A 17229-nucleotide genomic window follows, 5' to 3' on the forward strand; every position below is an offset into this window, starting at 1 on the left:
TCCGCCCTGTAAGTTGGGGATTGCTTCGTGCAATAACGTGGTTTATAGGTCTGTAAGATTATTTCAAGCCAAATATTATAGTTACGGCTACTGATTCAACCCAAATGACTCCCAACCCGATGCTGTAGCACGCGTACAAGTCATGGCTTGGGTGCCGTTCTCGCTCGAAACAAATTTGGCGTTAAAACCCTGCAGGGTGACGGTACCATCGGGATTTACACTCCAGGTAAATTTTTCCCAATCGCCGGGAGTGGTGCGGTTGCAGGTAATGGCTTGGGTACCGTTTTCTGATGATACGTATTTGCCCATGCTGCGCAGGTATATTTTACCGGCACCGGCATCAAGTACAGTGAAATGTTCCCAATCGCCGGCTGTGGCGCGGGTGCAGGTCATGGCTTGAGTGCCGTTTTCGCCGCTTACATATTTGCCATTAAAGCCTTTAAGTGATATTACGGTGCCTATCGGCGCGTTATTGTTTGACGGCGGAGGGGTTGTATTGCCACCGCCAACGTTGTAATGGGTGTATGTAGTAAAGCCAAGGAAAGTATTATCTGCGGGCGCGTAAACCGGGGTAGCATTTCCGTTTACGGTGCGCAACGCGTTCATGTTAGAGGTACCGTAGTGATGATAGGCAACCTCCAAACCCGGATAAACCGCGCTTGAAGTTGAACAATAATCGCAGCTGATGTTTTGGAAAAACGAGCGGTACATGAAATCGTACCCCGAACTGATCCTGTTTGATAAGGCCGTGTACAACGAGTTATCGCCCTGCATCAAAGCAATTTCGGCGGCGAAGGTAAACCCGGTGAGTGAGTATTGATAATGTACACAATCGGTGCGGTCGCATTCTTCGGGCATGGTGCCATCAGCCTGGATCATGGTTGGCATGGTGATATTGAGTTGTGCTTCCCCATCATTAAACACATTGGCGCTGTTTAAAAACACGCCAACAGCCATTTTAGCATAACCTGCAGATACGTTCCAGTTATTGTTGTAATTGTAACCATAGCCACCAAAGGTGTGGTTGATATAGTTATCCTTTACGTTGTTCAGGTAATTGGTGAAGGTGGTAATTTCTGACGGTGCCCAATTGGCTGATACGCCGCCAGGCTGATAGTAACGGATGATCTCGGCAGCCGCAACAAAGCTTGGGGTTGTCCACGATGCTTCCAGATCTGATTGGTGCGGGTTATCCGAGGCATCAATAGGTGCATAGTTTTGAAAAGTTGAAGCCCAGCCATTCAGGATAAACTTACACTTGTCCGACCATTGGGTATCCCCTGTTTTGGCAAAACGCAAGGCCAGCGCGTACGCCAGGATAGCATCCTTCCTGATCTGCGATTTTGAGGGACTTGTATGCCCGTTTGAGCCTACATACACTGTAGGATAAAACTGCGTAGGCATGGCATTGTTGGTAATAAAATCTATCACTTTTTGATAAGATGCCGTACGCGATGCATCCCCGGCATTAACCTGGTTGCGGATCAGATCGAGATTGGCGGCGGTATTCATTACCCCCGGATGCACAAAGGATGTAACCGAACGGGGCTGAGTAGATTTTTCCTGGTTAGCGGCAGCCGCGGAACCGGCCACTGATGATTTTTTACACTGTGTAAAAATAATAGCCGCGCCTGCAAGCAGGATACAGCACAGCCAATAAGAAAGGTTGTTTCTTTTCATAAAAAATAGCAATAATTGGTTTATAAGATGTAGTTAATTGGCAACTGGTGGTGTTCCTGTTAAACCGATGGGATTTGACCTAACGGGAAATTAGCAACGCTTTAAATCAAGCTAATCGCTAAACCAAAACTATTTAACTAAAAGAAAAAAAATATAGCATTCAGCGGAATTTATTTACTATAACGTTTTCGTAAATAATTGATGTATAGATATTTACAACGGGATTTAAAATTCAGAAAATCAGCGAAAACATAATCATCAGTAATGATAAAACACAATTTTCGGATGATAAATCGGATAGTTGTAGTGGCTTTGTAGTGGAGAGGGAGTTAAATATTAGTTAACAAGGATTTTTTAACCGACACACACCGATAGCGGCAACATTGGCCTACCAACAGATAAGTTGGCAATTGAAGCGGTATAAAATTGCTATCTTGAACTTAATGAAACGCTATTCGTTACGGGCATCGGCCCTGATATTTTTAACCATACTGGCCTGTAATTTAAAAGCGCAGGTAAAATCAAACCATTGCACCGATTACCATGTGCACCTCCAAGATTCTGCTACGGTACAATTAGGGTTCCGGATGTTAAAAGCTTTTCATCAAAAAGCAACCAGAACAGATTCACTTTGCTTTGATGCCGATACCATCATCAACCGGCTTAACCGGGCAAAGTTTTATTCGGCCTGGATCATATCAAATGCCTATTGGTTTGGCTCCCCCCTAACACCTGTACAGAACGAATACAAAAAAGTAAAACACCAAAACGATTGGATAGCCTCCCAAGCGGCAAGATATCCCGGTCGCCTAAAAGCGTTTATGAGCATTAATCCGCTAAAACCTTATGCGATAAAAGAGATTGAACGTTGCGCAGTTACCAAACAATTTACAGGTATCAAACTCCATTTTGCCAATAGCAAGGTTAATCTTTTTGATAAAGCGCAGGTTAAGCAAATACAGAAAGTGTTCGCGATAGCCAATAAATATAAGCTGTTATTGTTGGTTCATTTCCGCAGCGCCGAAAAATGGGATGGCGAAGCTAATACCAACATCCTGTTAAAGCAACTGATGCCTTTTGCCAAAAACACCAAAGTAGTAATTGCCCATATGGCGGGTTGGGGCGGATATGATAGGCAAACGGGCAAAGCACTATCGCTTATTGCCAGTTACCTACATTCGGATAATAAGGCTCACCGTAATTTATTCCTCGACATCAGTGCGGTTTTCCCGATTGGTTCGAATGATCAAAAACCGACCCAAAATAAATCAGCACAACAACTTTTGGGAGCCTTTAAACAAAGGGTAAAAAGCATAGGCGCAGATCATATCGTATTCGGAACGGATTGGCCTTTAATAGATATTGATCCTTATATTGAATTATTAAGAAAAAATTTAGGAGAGAAAACTACCCAGCAGATCTTAGATACGCGGGTAGTTTCCAATTGAGATTATTTTTTCACCAAACTAACCGGTTCAACCTCCTGGCTCAACAGCTTGCCGAATAATTCCCAGCGTTTAGCTGGATTTGCGGCTGTGCCGCCGTTGCTTTCAATGTAGCTTTTAACCAGGTCTTGTCCGTAGTTGTAGTTAATTACATAGCTGCGATACTTTTTGATGAAGCTTAATGATTTTTGTGCTGTTTCATCATTCATCAGGCAGTATTTGCGCAGGTAGCTTAAGGCCTTATCCTGACTCATGGTATTGTTTATCAAACCACGGGCCGCCTCGTTACGGGCATAGTTTAAAGTACCTTTAATGGCGAGGGCTTTGAAATAAAGGGCAGCGCCGGCAGTATCTAAACCAGCCAGCGGCAGCAATACATTCTTAGCGAAGTTGATCTTATCATTTCCCGGAAAAGCCACCTCGATACCGTAGTTGGCACTCCCCTCGGCAATAAGCGATTGCGGGCTGAACAACGGATAAAGCGAGATCTCTACCCAACCTTTATCATGGTACAGGTTTTTCTCCAGCAACATATTATAAACGTGGTGTCCCGGATAACTTTCATGGCTACCAACATCAATAGCACGATCGATAAAGATCTTCAGATCGGTATTGATCTGTACGGTGCTTTTGTAACCACCTTTATACCAGTTATAGCCAGACCATGGTTTGTTGGTCACATATTCCAATGTAAAGGTTTCTCCGGCAGGCAATTTATAATGCGTTAAAGTACGTTTGCGGGCTTCGGCAATGGCGGCTTTGATAACCGGGTCGAGCTTATCTTTAGGGATAATGAACTTATTGGCCAGTTTTTGAAAACGATCGTTCACGTTGCCTTTGCCTGGCAAAATGCTGTCCAATAGGGCTATCTGGCTTTTAAAAAAATCGTCGGTATAAACAGGTGCCGCTACACCAAACAACTCGCGCGATTCCTCATCAAACGGACGCTCCTCGCCCGAAAAGATCCGGATACGGCGACTGAAAGCGATCAATTGATCAGCCATCCAGTTAGCCCTTATTTTATTGGTATCAATTTTTGATGTGTGCGCAATCAGCTTCAAATCGTTCATGATGCTATTGGCACTGGCCAGCAGGCTATCCTTTGGGAAGTTTTTAGGTAACAGCTCCGTTTTCGGCTTTAACGAATCGGGGCCGTAGTAGGCATCCACAAAATCGCCATCGTACTGGCCTATAGTTAAACCAAGCCTCACGTAATCGGTAGCGAGGTTGTTAAGCTTTTTATTTTCGAGTTGCTGTGCAGGATCATTCCGGCATGAAAGTATAAACAATAGAGGCGCGAAAAACAGTAGTTTTTTCATGAACGAATTATCTGGTACAGGTAAATGTGCCGCAAGATAAGCATTCCAATTGTTTTACGCCGAATTACGGTTTCCGGAAAGCGTTGATGTTATACGTAACCCCCACAGCCACACCGGTTGATTGAAGCTTCAGATCAGAGTATCCAACCCCCGAAAGCGGCACTTTCATGTAAGGCTGTACACTCAAACCAAACTTCGAATTGATCTTACGCTCATAAGTAGCATTCAGGTTCAATATACTCAGGTAATAGCCTTTGCTGTTTGGCACAGTGTAAGTTTGCGGCCATGCAGGGTTGTTACCATCTGCATAGTTATAGGTGTATTTTTCATGCAGCATGATGTATGATGAAAACCCTGTACCAACAGAAATTTTATTGCGGAAGTTGCCAAAAACCTGGTAGCCGATATTGATAGGAATATCCAGCATTTTACAATCGGCAGTTACATCACTTGGCTCATGTTTAAATACATAAGCCGTATTGTAATTGGCAAAGCTGGTATTGTAAGGTTTTGACGAATAAACCACACCGCTTGTTATGGTTAGCTTTTTAGTTAACCCTAATGAAAGTAAAGCGCCATAATTACTGCCCATTTTACCCTGGAATGAACTTGTACCATTTACATCCGATGATGCCAGTGCTGTAATAGCCAGTTGCGGGCGGTACCCGAAACCTTGCTTGGTTATTTTTTTTGCAGGCTTATCGGTATTTACGGCCGCTGGGGGTATATCTATCTGGGATTTAAAATCTGGCGATGTATGGGCCATCGTTATATCAAGTGATGGAACCATATTGGCCAGTGCATTTGACAAATTACCATTGCGCTTGTCAATGCTATTAATACCAGCTATCCTGGCAGCATTATTTAGTGTCGCTGTATCGCGCTTAGTTTTTGCAAGGTTATCATTCCCCACAACGCTACTGCCTGGTCCGCTTGCAAATGGCGCTGAAGGTTGTTGACCCACAAGCTGTTTTTTCTGTTTCCTTTTATCGGCAGCAAGGTTATCTCCAGTTTTTTGCGTATTCCAAATGGTATCCTTTTTCGATTTAGCAGCTGCTAAATTCTTAGCAGAGTGTTTATTCCAGTTGGTATCCTTTTCGGGAATTACAGCCAGATTATCACCAACCGACTGTTTGTTGGCAACCGTATCTTTTAAAGGCTGTTTCGTAGCATCATCATTTGCACCTTGTTTTGTTTGAGGCTTGGTTATAGTTGGTTTTACACCCGCCTGTGTATTATTGTCATCAATAACTTTGGCAGGTTTGATAAAAAACCACCAGCCCAAAGCCAATAACAACATAGCTGCTATTGCACTGGCCCGTGGCAGCCAATAAACAATGCCACGGCGCTTTTTGCCCGCATCCAGCATTTGCTCAAAGGCGTCCCAGTCATCCTCGTTAAACGCGCGATGATTGGCCGGGTCGTCCATCGACTTTTTAAATAAGTTATCTAAATCCTCTTCGCTTTTCATCCTCTGATCCCGTTATTTAAAAAAGTGCTCCGTACATCGATGCCGTTATAGGCCACAATCGGATTAAAATCCATTCCCCTATTGTAATTGGTTTTATTAGCAGTTTCCTCTGCCTTTAATATCATCTGTTTCAGTTTATGCCTTGCTTTATGTAGGTTTGATTTTGAAGTGCCGGGGCTAATGTTCAACATTTCGCCAATTTCCTCGTGCGAGTAGCCATCAATAGCGAAAAGGTTAAATACTGTACGATACGCCTGGGGTAGTTGCTGTATCATGGCCAGTAGGTCTTCATAATTTAAATTATTGTCGGTCAAATCACCTTCGGTCATACCTTCGGCCTTTTCCAGGTCGTCGGTGTAAGCCATTTTTAAATTGGCCCGGTAATAATCAATAGATACGTTCATCATGATTCGCCCGAGCCAGGCTTTGAAAGGGCGTGTGGTATCAAACCTGTCGATATGGGTAAACACCTTCATAAAGCCCTGGTTCATTACCTCGGCGGCTTCATCTCTGTTGCCTGCATAACGGAGGCAAATGCCCATAGAAAAGCCATAAAATGCCTTATAGAGCATTTTCTGACATTTCCTATCCTGCTTTACGCAGCCATTAATCAGTTGATGTAACTCTTCTTCGCCCATGGGGTTGATAAAACCGTAACCAAACCTATAAATTTAATCTTATATACGCACATCACGGCAATAATTATAAAAAGGTTGCCTTGGTTGTGAAATATTTTTACAACCAACCCATCGTACTGATTACCAGATAATTATTTCACACTTTTTGAGAATTATTATACAAAACATTGTACGATCATAATAAACACCATGTTTAAGAGTCGGATAAATATATTTTTGGAATTGTAGGCAACTTTATCACAAACTTATACCGTAAGGTATTATAAAATTAAGCTGGCTGTAAGCCAATTATGAGAATCCAGATCAATCCTAACTTTCCTATAAATAATTGTAGCATTTGTGGTGCCCGACCTGTTATTGAGCAAGCAAAAGACCGCTGGATCATCATTTGCCCCACCCCAAATTGCAAAAATAAAGTTGCAGATAAGTTTGTAAACTTTAACGAGTGGAATAAAAGAAACCGCTAAATATTTTTAAAAGTTTAACATTATCGAGGCAACCTCAGGCAATTGATAAACGATATACTTTATAAACCGGCACGCAAACCGGTGTTATAATTATATACTTTATACTGTTGCTGATGGTACCTGTGTCTGTTGTGATCATTACTAAAAACGAAGCCGCTTTTATTACAGATTGTGTAAAAATGGCCAGCCTGATTACAGATGATATTGTTGTGATTGATAACGACAGCAGCGACGGCACCCCGCAAATAGCCACAAGTTTAGGCTGCCGGGTATTTCAAAAAAGCTGGAGCGGCTATGGAGCCAACAAAAATAAAGGCATAGCACAGGCGCGCTACAACTGGATACTCAGTATTGACGCCGATGAAGTGCCAGACCAGGAACTTGTGGATGCATTACATTCTTTAAAATTAGATAACCATAACCAGGTTTATGACATCCGCTTCAGATCATACTTCGGCAAAAAGCTTATCCGCTTTGGTAACTGGGGCAATGATCACCACCTGCGTTTGTTTAACCGGTCGCTGGCAAAATGGAGCGAAACTGAGGTACATGAAACCTTGATGTTACCTGCTAATGCCGAAATAGTAAAAATTGGAGGCTACCTGCACCACCATTCGGTTACAGATATTGACGATTTTAATACAAAAGCAATTCACTATGCCCGGCTCAGCGCGGCTAAATATTACAAGGCCGGCAAAAAGGCAACATTTGTAAAACTGCATTTTTCGGCAGCGTTTGGCTTTTTGCGGAACTATATGGTGAGGTTAGGTTTTTTAGATGGCGCGGAAGGTTTGGCTATTGCCAGGGTGATCTACAAAAACACAAAGCTTAAGTACCAATATTTAAAAGAGTTTGAAACCAAACCGGGGATTGAGAATATTTACAGGAACGACCTGGTAGTTGAACAGGTATAATTAACCAGCGCAAGTCTGATTTCTACTTTTGTCATTTCGACAAACATGCGCGGGGGTTGAGTGAAGGCTTGGGGAGAAATCTCGTACGACATGCTTTTAAACGATGCTTAGCGGCTTTGCATAGCGTATAAGATTTCTCTTTCGCCCCAGCGCGCTACCCACCTCTGCTCTATCGAAATGACATTTTTTTATTACTTGCTCAAAACCTCTCCATAAAACTGCACCGTTTGCCTCGCGATAATATCAATATCAAAAAAAGCTTTCACTTTTTCATTTCCGGCTCTGCCAAGCTTCAAGCACAGCTCAGGGTCTTTTAATAATGATAAAATAGCATCAGCCAACCCATTAACATTATCAGGATCTATCAACAATCCGTTTACTCCATCATCAATTAATTCAGGCCCCGATGTACGGTTTGAGTTAATTACCGCTGTGCCACAAGCCATGGCCTCGAGCGGGGCCAAAGCGAAGGCTTCCGAATAAGAAGGAAAAACAGCAACGGCCGCACCGCTTAAATCAGCATACAGCTCGTCGGCCGCAACATGGCCTTTAAATATTACACTACTTTTCGCTGCCTCATTTAAATAAGCCTCAACCTTTTTTTGCGGGCCTTTACCCAACACAAACAACCGGGCATCGGGAATATTTTGATTGACAATATTCCAGGCTTTGGCCAACTGATAAATGCCTTTCTTTTGCATTAGGCTGCCGGTAAAAACTACCTTCAAAGGATCTCGCGAAGCAGCGCTCAATTTCAAATCCGTATTAATACCGTTATATAAAACCGTTATCGGGTTATTATACTGTAAATAGGCCGCGCTTTTATCGGCGGTGTAACTACTGGCACTACTTACTGCCCTGGCTTGATTCAATATAGCCTGCTCCATTTTAATAATGTGTGGTGCTGTAAGCAATCCGGCTTCGCTATTAAAATAGGTAATGGTGCCGTTCATTTTTACTACAACCGGTACCAATAGCTGCGGAAATGGCACATACGATCTGCAAAAGCGGATATAGTCATTATAATCCGGCATCTCAATAATATCTATCTTTTCATCGGTAATTATTTGCTCCAGCTTTTTCTGGTATGATGCAAGGCTCTTGATTATGTTTTTTTCTACGATGCCCGTCTCACGCAAAATTCTGTTAGCAAATCTCCTTAAAAATGATTGCCCGCTATCGGCCCAGTTGCCGCCTGCCTTCCACCTGTACCTGTAAACGTTTACTCCCTCATCAACAAACTCATCTTCACCACTATATCCCTCGCTATACATTCCGGCCACTATTACTTTATGACCCAGCTTTGCCATCTGTCGGGCTATCAACCGCACGTAGGTACCTATCCCGCCATGCTTGCCGGGAGGATATTCATCGCAGAGGTAAAGGATATTCATCGGGCTAAAAATTGTTTACTGTGTTCAATATGTTTTTTGTTGATCTGTTTGGATAGCAAGGCCACCACTATATAAAAAGCTATCGCCAACAAAAGCCTGAGCATAAAATGAATATTGAGCAAGCCTGTTACAAACCATGCTGCAAGCGCGGTAAGCATAAAAAAAGCAAAGGATGATAAGCCAATAGCCATTACCCGTTTATTTACCAGTCGGTAATATAAAATAGCCTGCAACAGGTTTGTGGCCAGAAACGCCAGGGCCGATCCTACTCCTCCAAGCAAAGGTATCGCTACAAGGTTTAACGCTATGTTAGCGATAGCACAGCTCACGGTAATAGTTGATACAGTTTTATATTTTTTTGCCCCGAAACTCACCGACCACAGCAAGTTGATAAAAAACTGCAGCGGGATACATGCCGATAGGATTAAAAATTCGGTAGCATTTGTTGCGCCGTACTTCCCTCCTGTTATCAGCCCAACCAACGGTGTCCATAAAATATTTAATATCAGTGTGATCAGCATCGCCAAAAAAAGTTCAACCCGATTAAATGAGTTTACCCTTTCCTCAAATTCAGCATTCATTTTACCGGCCATAAACCTGGCAAGCCTTGGTAAAATAACCGGGGCTATAATGAGCATGGGCAGGCGCGATAGCTCATAAGCCCGATAGGCGAAACTGTAATCAGCCAGTACAGCCTTGCTGGCCATAAAACCCAGTAACAGCCAATCCATCCGCGAAAGGCTCATATCAAATATTACCGAAATATATTGTGCCGATGCTTCTTTAAGCAACTTTTTATAAGCCTGAAAACGTACCTTAAAACTAAACTGGGTTTTGGAAATGATATAGATAAGCAATGCCAACAGTTCGGCAACGGCAGTACAGATCATTACGGTAACTATGGTATTTACTTCAAGTCGGTTGGTTTTCATGAGCCAAACCGCGGCGGCTATCCTTGCACTATTGGTGATGATAGCTATGATACCGTAAGGCGTAAATTTTTCCTTGGCGTTTAAATATTGCTTTAATGGGATGCCGATAAACAACAGGCCTTGCGCTACAAAAAACCAGGGCAGTATTTTATAAACGCTATCATTTCCCCAAGTACTCAACAACAGCAAAACCAGCAATGCTGTAAAAAATGCGGTAACCGAATGAAACAAAAATGCCGCCGCCGCCCAATCCGACCGGCCCGATGCGGCTATCCGCCGTACCACAACCTGCTCCAAACCAAAACCTAAAATGGTAGTGATAAAAATTGATAGAGCATTCATCCAGCTGATGGCCCCAAAACTATCTTTACTTAAATAAACCGAAATGAGGTAAAAAAACACGCTGCCCAGCACCTGCACTGCGAGGGCCTGCAAGCCCGACGAAAAAATTTTTACAAACGCTTTATTCCTGAGCAATGCCGTGTGGTTATTGTTTTTATAAGGCTATACCACCGTTTTTGCGGGTTGGTTGCCTGTAATATTTTTATAACTGGTTTAAATATCCGCAATATCCTGCTAATAGCAAGGCAACCATTCCATTTTTCGAGCCGTAATTCCTTTTAAAATAAGAGTTGTGCTAAAAGCTTTCCCGATTGGACGAAATCGGGCTGAAGCACAACTTAAATTAATAGAAAGCGACGAATGATTGCAGGTTTGCCGGGGATTGACATGAAAAAATGGAAAAGCTATGCCGACTGGCGACTGCTCATTTTCCTGTTGCTTTTTATTAATGTAAAGATCCCGGTAAAAGCTGTAGCTATACTGTTTGTTTATATCTCCCAACCCAATTTCAAGTTCGGCTTCAAGCTTAAAAACAGCAGGCTACCGCTTTTTTACTTGTTGGTTTTCCCCATAGCAGTTATAGCTTTTATTACAGATAAAAGTCTGTTCACATTAAATTACCTGATGGTATTTGGTTGGGGCATGGCCTGTTGGGCATTGGCGTTATTAGCCATTCATCAGGTTAAATTAATGGTAGATAAGTTGAGCGCCGAAACTATCTATCATACGTTGATCGCTTTTTTCATTATCAACGCCCTGGTTTCGGCCAGTAACCTGGGTTACATTATGTGGGTTACTAAAACCATCAACCCGTATACTTTCAGGGGAATGTTCCAGCAGTATTTTATCAATACTGGTGATAATATTGCGGGCGTAAGTTTGGATATCTCATCAACTAACGCGGTGCTATGTGCCTTTGGGGCTTTATATTTTATTTTTAAAAGGAACCTTGCCATGCTGATAGTTTGCGTGGCTACGCTTTCGCTTACCTATAGCAACCTTGTAAGCGTGCTATTTATGCTGGCTTTAGGCTTTACATTCATTTTTAAAAGCACCCGCGATCAAAAAAGCCTCATCGTCATAACCATCCTGATATATGCAGTTTCGTTGGTAAAAATATCTCCTCAAAACGAAACTTATATCGATGAAATGATGAAGCAAACGTTTGGTAAGCCAACACCGGCTAATTCAAACATTAATCAATCGCATCAAACGGGCAACGCTTTAAGCCTCGACGAGCAACACCGGAAATTCGCGCAGCATTACCTCGATAGCCTGAGCAACCTGGAAGCAAAACGGGAAAAGGTAACCGCGCTTGATCAAACGTTAAAGCATTTGCCTGTAACTCCGGATGGACGCGTTTATATTCCCCCGCCTGATACTTTCAAACCCGAATATTTTATAAGCCACGATACTACTGCAGACAGGAAGCAATTGCTGGATTTTATTGATCAGCATTACGCCCAGTTACCGCTATGCCAGATCAAGGATTATATCCCGCATCAACAGGGAAAAATAACCGGGATGATCCAAACCTTCAATTACTTAAAGGCGCATCCGCAAAAAAGTATAGTGGGTTTGGGGATAGGCAATTTCTCATCAAAAATAGCTTTCAGGGCTGCGGGGGCTGGCATCAGGGGACAATATTCGCCAAAACGGGTGTACGTCCATACTGCTTTTATGGCTAACCACCTCGATCTGTACCTGAGCTTTTTTAGTAAAAACATCAGCTTCCGTTCGGTGCGTAATAGCCCAAGTTCTACTTATGATCAGTTGCTGAGCGAATACGGTATTTTAGGATTGCTGGGCTTCCTGATATATTACCTGGGTTATTTTGGTCGCCATTATAAAAAACTGAGTTATGGTATCCCCATCCTCATATTAACCGTCGGGATACTTTTTGTTGATTACTGGTTTGAGCAACTCTCGGTGATGGTATTTTTTGAACTGCTGTTGCTACTCAATATAAAAGAAACTACGTCTACATCTACCTTGAAAACAGAACCCAAAGTTGCGGAGGGGCTTGTGTATGCTTAACCCTAAAGTTACCGTTTTAATGCCCGCTTATAATGCAGGCAAATACATTGGCGAGGCAATCAGATCGGTATTGGAGCAATCATTTACTGATTTTGAATTGCTGATAGTGAACGATGGCTCTACGGATGATACCCTCAACGTGATCCATTCATTTAACGATGAGCGGATTGTAGTTATCAGTCAGGAAAACAGAGGCGTGGCGGCGGCTTTGAACACCGGGTTGCACCAGGCACACGCACCATACATTGCTCGTTTTGACGCGGATGATGTTTGCTACCCATACCGCTTACAGGTGCAGTATGATTTCATGATGTCGCACCCTTACTATACCATCATCGGTTCGGGAGTGGATTACACCGATGTTAAGGGCGACCTGATATTTACCTGGCAGCCTGACGCTTTTAGCCATAACGAGATCAGGCAGCTGAGTTATAAGATCTGCCCGTTTATCCACTCGAGCGTGTTTTATAAAAAAGATGCCGTTTTAAACGCGGGCGGTTACAATGAACTGGCTTACACTTTTGAAGATCATTTTTTATGGGCTGGCTTGCTGAAACATGAAAAAGCATTTAACCTTAACCAGCCGCTGATAAAAGTAAGGCTCAATGCCGAATCGATCACCATTGATGAAAAATGGCGTACCAGCCAGTTCAGGCAGATCAAATACAGCACTCTTCGTAAGCTGAGCATTACCGAGCAAGAAGGCAGGCAGCTGGCCGAGATAGGCATCAGGCAGTTATCCCCCCGCATAAAAAAAGGCGCTTACTATGCCCTGTTAGGTAAAAAATACCTATGGAATAACTATCAGCCTAAAAAAGCGAGGAAGAACTTATTAAAAACCTTATCGATCAGTCCGCTGCATATAAAAAATTATTTTTTACTGCTGATGTCCTTTCTGCCCGAAAGTACGCTGAGCAGGTTATACCAGCTTGCCAAAGGTAATTTCCGCCTGGAAGAGCCAGAGATCCCTACACCCGCTTTAACACAAAAGGAGTTGAACTATGGCAGCTAAGAGGATAAAAATATTTGTAGATGCACACTCCTTTGATAAGGAATTTCAGGGGGCGCAAACTTTTATAAGGGAGTTGTATAACCGCCTGATCAATGACCATCCCGAGCTGGATATTTATATCGGTGCGCGCGATACAGCGAATATCCGTAAGCTATTCTCGAAACTACCTGCTCAAAATATCCTTCAGTATAAAAACCGGGGAGTGAACATCCTGCGCTTTGTATTTGATATACCTGCTTTTATCAAAAAACACAGATTTGATTTCGCGCATTTTCAATATATCAGTCCGCGGAAAGTTGCGGGTTGCAGGTACATCGTTACCATGCACGATATGCTGTTTAATGATTTCCGCGAAGATTTCCCTTTGCTTTTCAGCATACCGCGCAATTATTTGTTTGGCCGCAGTTTATTGAAGGCAGATATCAAAACTACCGTATCCGATTATTCGAAAGAGCGTATTTGCGATTATTACAGCATCCCTGAAAACGAAGTACACATCATATCAAACGGTGTAAGCAATTCGTTGCTGCAATTTCAGGCATCAAAACAGGAAGCTGTTGAATTGATTGAGCAGAAATTCGGCATCAAGAATTTCATCCTGTACACCAGTCGCATCGAACCGCGTAAAAATCAACTTTTGCTGCTCAAAAAATTCCTGGACCTGAAGTTGTATGAGCAAGGGATAGCATTAGTATTCATCGGTAAAGAATCTATCAAAACACCGGGTTTACGCAAACTGATAGCGGGCCTTACTCCCGGGCAACAAAAGTTTTTTCTGTGGATAAAGCAGGCCGAGCAACAAGACCTGGCAGCCTTTTATCGTGCCTGCCGTTTGTTTGTTTACCCATCCAAAGCCGAGGGCTTTGGCATCCCGCCCTTGGAGGCCGCCATTTGCGGGGCACCGGTGCTTAGTTCACATACAACGGCCATGCAAAGCTTTGGCTTTTTTAACCCGCACACCTTTAACCCGGCCGATGATTCGGTTTTTGAACAAAAATTATTACAAATGGCTTTGTATCCCCCAGGCGCAACTTTTACCGCATGGGTGACCGAGCAGGTGGAACAACAATACAACTGGCAAAACAGCAGCGATATATTTTATAATCTGTTAAAAGCAAACTACAAGCATCATGAAACTGAGCATAGCGATATTAGGCACGCGCGGAATCCCGAATTATTATGGCGGGTTTGAGCATATCTCCGAATATGTATCGGCCGGGCTGGTGAAAAAAGGGCACTCGGTTACGGTTTATAATTCGCATAACCACCCCTACACTGCCGATACCTGGAACGGCGTAAACATCATACACTGTTATGATCCGGAATACCTGATTGGTACTGCCGGCCAGTTTGCCTATGATTTTAACTGTATTATGGATGCCCGCAAACGCAAATTTGATGTGGTTTTGTTGATGGGTTATACCAGCAGTTCGGTTTGGGGGCATCTGTACCCATCTGGCAGTACCATCATTACCAATATGGACGGTCTGGAGTGGAAGCGCACCAAATACTCCAAACCGGTTCAGAAATTTTTAAAGTATGCCGAAAAGCTTGCGGTAAAGCATAGCCAATATTACATCTCTGATTCGCGGGTGATCCGTTCATATCTACAAGATAAATACGATGTTGAGAGCCGCTATATTCCTTACGGTGCAGATCTTTTTTCTGAGCAGGAACGTGAGCAGTTTGATAAAAGCGAGGTACTAAAAGAAGATTACTTTTTGCTGATGGCCCGCATGGAACCCGAAAACAATATCGAAACCATTTTAGAAGGTTTCAACAACAGCTCATCCCGAAAAAGCTTTATGGTTTTGGGCGATACCAGCAACCGCTTCGGCAAATTCATTACCCACAAATTTAAAAACGACGACCGCATCCAGTTTAAAGGTTCAAACTTTGATAACTCGGTAGTGCGGGCATTGCAAAACAATAGCTACCTGTATTTTCATGGGCATAGTGTTGGGGGTACCAACCCATCCTTATTAGAAGCCATGGCCAGCGAGGCTTTAATTGCCGCGCATAATAACCCTTTTAATAAATCGGTATTGAATTCAGATGCGTTTTACTTTGATAACTCTGCCGAAGTACGCCATTTGGTTGAGAATGTACAGCGCCATGATAACGAACGCGCCATGGTGAAAAACAACCTGCACAAAATACAATACCAGTTTAACTGGGATGTGGTAATAAATGACTACGAAGATTTTATAATTGAATGCTACCGCAAGCAAAACGATGGAAAAGCTATTAAAGCCTAACGATACGCTATCCAACCGGATAACTTATTATTTAATGGCTTTGTTACTGCTTAGCCTGCCGTATAACCTGTTTTACAGTCACCTGTTTTTGATTGGCCTGGCAATGCATACCATTGTGCAGATCCGTAAAGGCGATATTAAACCCGTTTTTACCAAAGCAACCTTTGCTTTAACGGCAGTATTTTTTGTAACGCTGCTCAGCATAATTTACACCAACAACAAACCACAGGGATTTACAGAATTAGGGAGACAGGTTACTATTTTACTTATTCCGCTGATATTTTGTTTTAACGCCATCGATCTTAAAAAATACCGGCATAACCTGTTGCTTATATTTTCGGCGGGGTGCGTGATCACTATAGCTTACCTATTTTTGCAGGCGCTTTATACCATCAGGTTTTATCACCTCCCCTTGCGGGCATTGTTTACATCAGCATTTACCAACCACAATTTTTCGGAGCCGCTGGATATTCATGCTACCTTTTTCTCAATGCAGATAGGTATCGGACTCATCTATCTTATTTATCGCTTTATCAAACAGCCATCGGGTAAACTGAAAACACTTTATTTTTTATGCTGCCTGTTGCTTGCGGCGGGCATGGTACAGCTTAGCGCCAAATCAGTTTGTATAGCCTTGGTGTTGGTGATCAATATTGCAGTTCCCCTGCTTTTATTACAAGGAACTACCCGTAAAAAGTTTTTCATCATCGCTTCCTCGCTCACGGTACTTTTAATAGGCGGAGTTGTAACCCTGAGCGCTTTTAAAGACCGCTTTGTTACCGAATTTAAAAAAGACCTCAGTGAATCTACCGATGCTGAATTGACCGATCCAAGATTGGCCCGTTGGGGAGTGGCTATCAATGTAGCCTCGCAATCGCCGCTTATTGGTCATGGGGCAGGCACGGAAATAGGCTTGTTGCAGGATCCGTTTTTTGAACATAAGTTTTATCGTTCGTACCTGGTAGGGCTTAACGCCCACAACCAGTTCATCAGCTTTTTTATCAAATCGGGCATTGTTGGTGTGCTGGTTTACTTATTTGTATTGTATTTTGGATTGAGAACAGCTATCGGCAACCGCGACCTTTTACTGATGGGTTTTATGGTAATTGTTACCTGTGTTTCCTTTTCCGAAAACTTTTTGGATGTGGATAAAGGCATCTTTTTTTATGGTGTTTTCTTTTCATTGCTCATGTTCTCCAGTTTGGGGCAAAACCCTGAAAAACAGCGCTAAAATATTGTGTAAATTGTTTTGTTACAGGCAACCCCGCCCCGCTTATACCCGTCATCATTATATATAACAGGACGTGAAAAGTATAGCGA

At 42.8% G+C, this 17229-nt stretch carries 13 protein-coding genes; 7 read left to right on the plus strand and 6 right to left on the minus strand.

Going from position 1 to position 17229, the window contains the following annotated elements; genetic code table 11:
* Positions 1 to 87: 87 nt before the first annotated feature.
* Entirely contained in the window at positions 88 to 1680 is a 1593-nt protein-coding gene (locus tag AAFN85_RS19805; RefSeq protein WP_347529341.1) for an alginate lyase family protein, read from the minus strand.
* 443 nt (positions 1681 to 2123) lie between these two features.
* Between AAFN85_RS19805 and AAFN85_RS19810 the strand changes: the two genes are divergently transcribed.
* Positions 2124 to 3128, plus strand: coding sequence for an amidohydrolase family protein (locus AAFN85_RS19810; protein ID WP_347529342.1), 1005 nt, complete (start codon positions 2124 to 2126; stop codon positions 3126 to 3128).
* A gap of 2 nt (positions 3129 to 3130) precedes the next feature.
* On the opposite strand, the gene AAFN85_RS19815 is transcribed toward AAFN85_RS19810, so the two are convergent.
* From AAFN85_RS19815 to AAFN85_RS19825, 3 genes are all read right to left on the minus strand, one after another.
* Positions 3131 to 4444: a hypothetical protein gene (locus tag AAFN85_RS19815; protein WP_347529343.1), complete on the minus strand. Its 1314-nt coding sequence runs from the start codon at positions 4442 to 4444 to the stop codon at positions 3131 to 3133.
* A 64-nt stretch (positions 4445 to 4508) separates the two neighbouring features.
* Complete coding sequence (locus AAFN85_RS19820) at positions 4509 to 5915, minus strand: hypothetical protein (RefSeq protein WP_347529344.1); 1407 nt, start codon at positions 5913 to 5915, stop codon at positions 4509 to 4511.
* Complete coding sequence (locus AAFN85_RS19825; protein WP_347529345.1) at positions 5912 to 6553, minus strand: sigma-70 family RNA polymerase sigma factor; 642 nt, start codon at positions 6551 to 6553, stop codon at positions 5912 to 5914. The genes AAFN85_RS19820 and AAFN85_RS19825 overlap by 4 nt, the downstream gene beginning before the upstream one ends.
* Positions 6554 to 7133: 580 nt before the next feature.
* Between AAFN85_RS19825 and AAFN85_RS19830 the strand changes: the two genes are divergently transcribed.
* The gene (locus AAFN85_RS19830) at positions 7134 to 7934 is read left to right on the plus strand and encodes a glycosyltransferase family 2 protein (RefSeq protein ID WP_347529346.1); all 801 of its coding nucleotides are present in this window, start codon (positions 7134 to 7136) and stop codon (positions 7932 to 7934) included.
* 191 nt (positions 7935 to 8125) lie between these two features.
* Here AAFN85_RS19830 and AAFN85_RS19835 read toward each other — a convergent pair whose 3' ends face one another.
* Both AAFN85_RS19835 and AAFN85_RS19840 read right to left on the minus strand, forming a co-directional pair.
* Positions 8126 to 9328 carry a glycosyltransferase family 4 protein gene (locus AAFN85_RS19835; protein ID WP_347529347.1) on the minus strand — a complete coding sequence of 401 codons (1203 nt, stop codon included), beginning with the start codon at positions 9326 to 9328 and terminating at the stop codon, positions 8126 to 8128.
* The gene (locus AAFN85_RS19840; RefSeq protein WP_347529348.1) at positions 9325 to 10737 is read right to left on the minus strand and encodes a lipid II flippase MurJ; all 1413 of its coding nucleotides are present in this window, start codon (positions 10735 to 10737) and stop codon (positions 9325 to 9327) included. Before AAFN85_RS19840 ends, AAFN85_RS19835 begins: the two co-directional genes overlap by 4 nt.
* Positions 10738 to 10989: 252 nt before the next feature.
* Here AAFN85_RS19840 and AAFN85_RS19845 point away from each other — a divergent pair, with 252 nt between their 5' ends.
* The 5 genes from AAFN85_RS19845 to AAFN85_RS19865 are packed head-to-tail and all read left to right on the plus strand — an operon-like array spanning position 10990 to position 17140.
* Positions 10990 to 12639 carry a hypothetical protein gene (locus AAFN85_RS19845; RefSeq protein WP_347529349.1) on the plus strand — a complete coding sequence of 550 codons (1650 nt, stop codon included), beginning with the start codon at positions 10990 to 10992 and terminating at the stop codon, positions 12637 to 12639.
* Positions 12632 to 13651, plus strand: a complete 1020-nt coding sequence (locus tag AAFN85_RS19850) for a glycosyltransferase (RefSeq protein ID WP_347529350.1) — start codon at positions 12632 to 12634, stop codon at positions 13649 to 13651. Before AAFN85_RS19845 ends, AAFN85_RS19850 begins: the two co-directional genes overlap by 8 nt.
* Positions 13641 to 14843 (plus strand): glycosyltransferase family 1 protein, encoded by a 1203-nt coding sequence (locus tag AAFN85_RS19855; RefSeq protein WP_347529351.1) that lies wholly within the window; start codon positions 13641 to 13643, stop codon positions 14841 to 14843. Before AAFN85_RS19850 ends, AAFN85_RS19855 begins: the two co-directional genes overlap by 11 nt.
* Positions 14782 to 15909, plus strand: a complete 1128-nt coding sequence (locus AAFN85_RS19860; RefSeq protein WP_347529352.1) for a DUF1972 domain-containing protein — start codon at positions 14782 to 14784, stop codon at positions 15907 to 15909. Before AAFN85_RS19855 ends, AAFN85_RS19860 begins: the two co-directional genes overlap by 62 nt.
* On the plus strand, positions 15887 to 17140 hold the full coding sequence (locus AAFN85_RS19865; RefSeq protein ID WP_347529353.1) for an O-antigen ligase family protein: 1254 nt from the start codon (positions 15887 to 15889) through the stop codon (positions 17138 to 17140). The genes AAFN85_RS19860 and AAFN85_RS19865 overlap by 23 nt, the downstream gene beginning before the upstream one ends.
* Positions 17141 to 17229 lie beyond the last annotated feature (89 nt).

This window comes from Mucilaginibacter sp. CAU 1740 (assembly GCF_039839285.1).
Lineage (GTDB): Bacteria > Bacteroidota > Bacteroidia > Sphingobacteriales > Sphingobacteriaceae > Mucilaginibacter.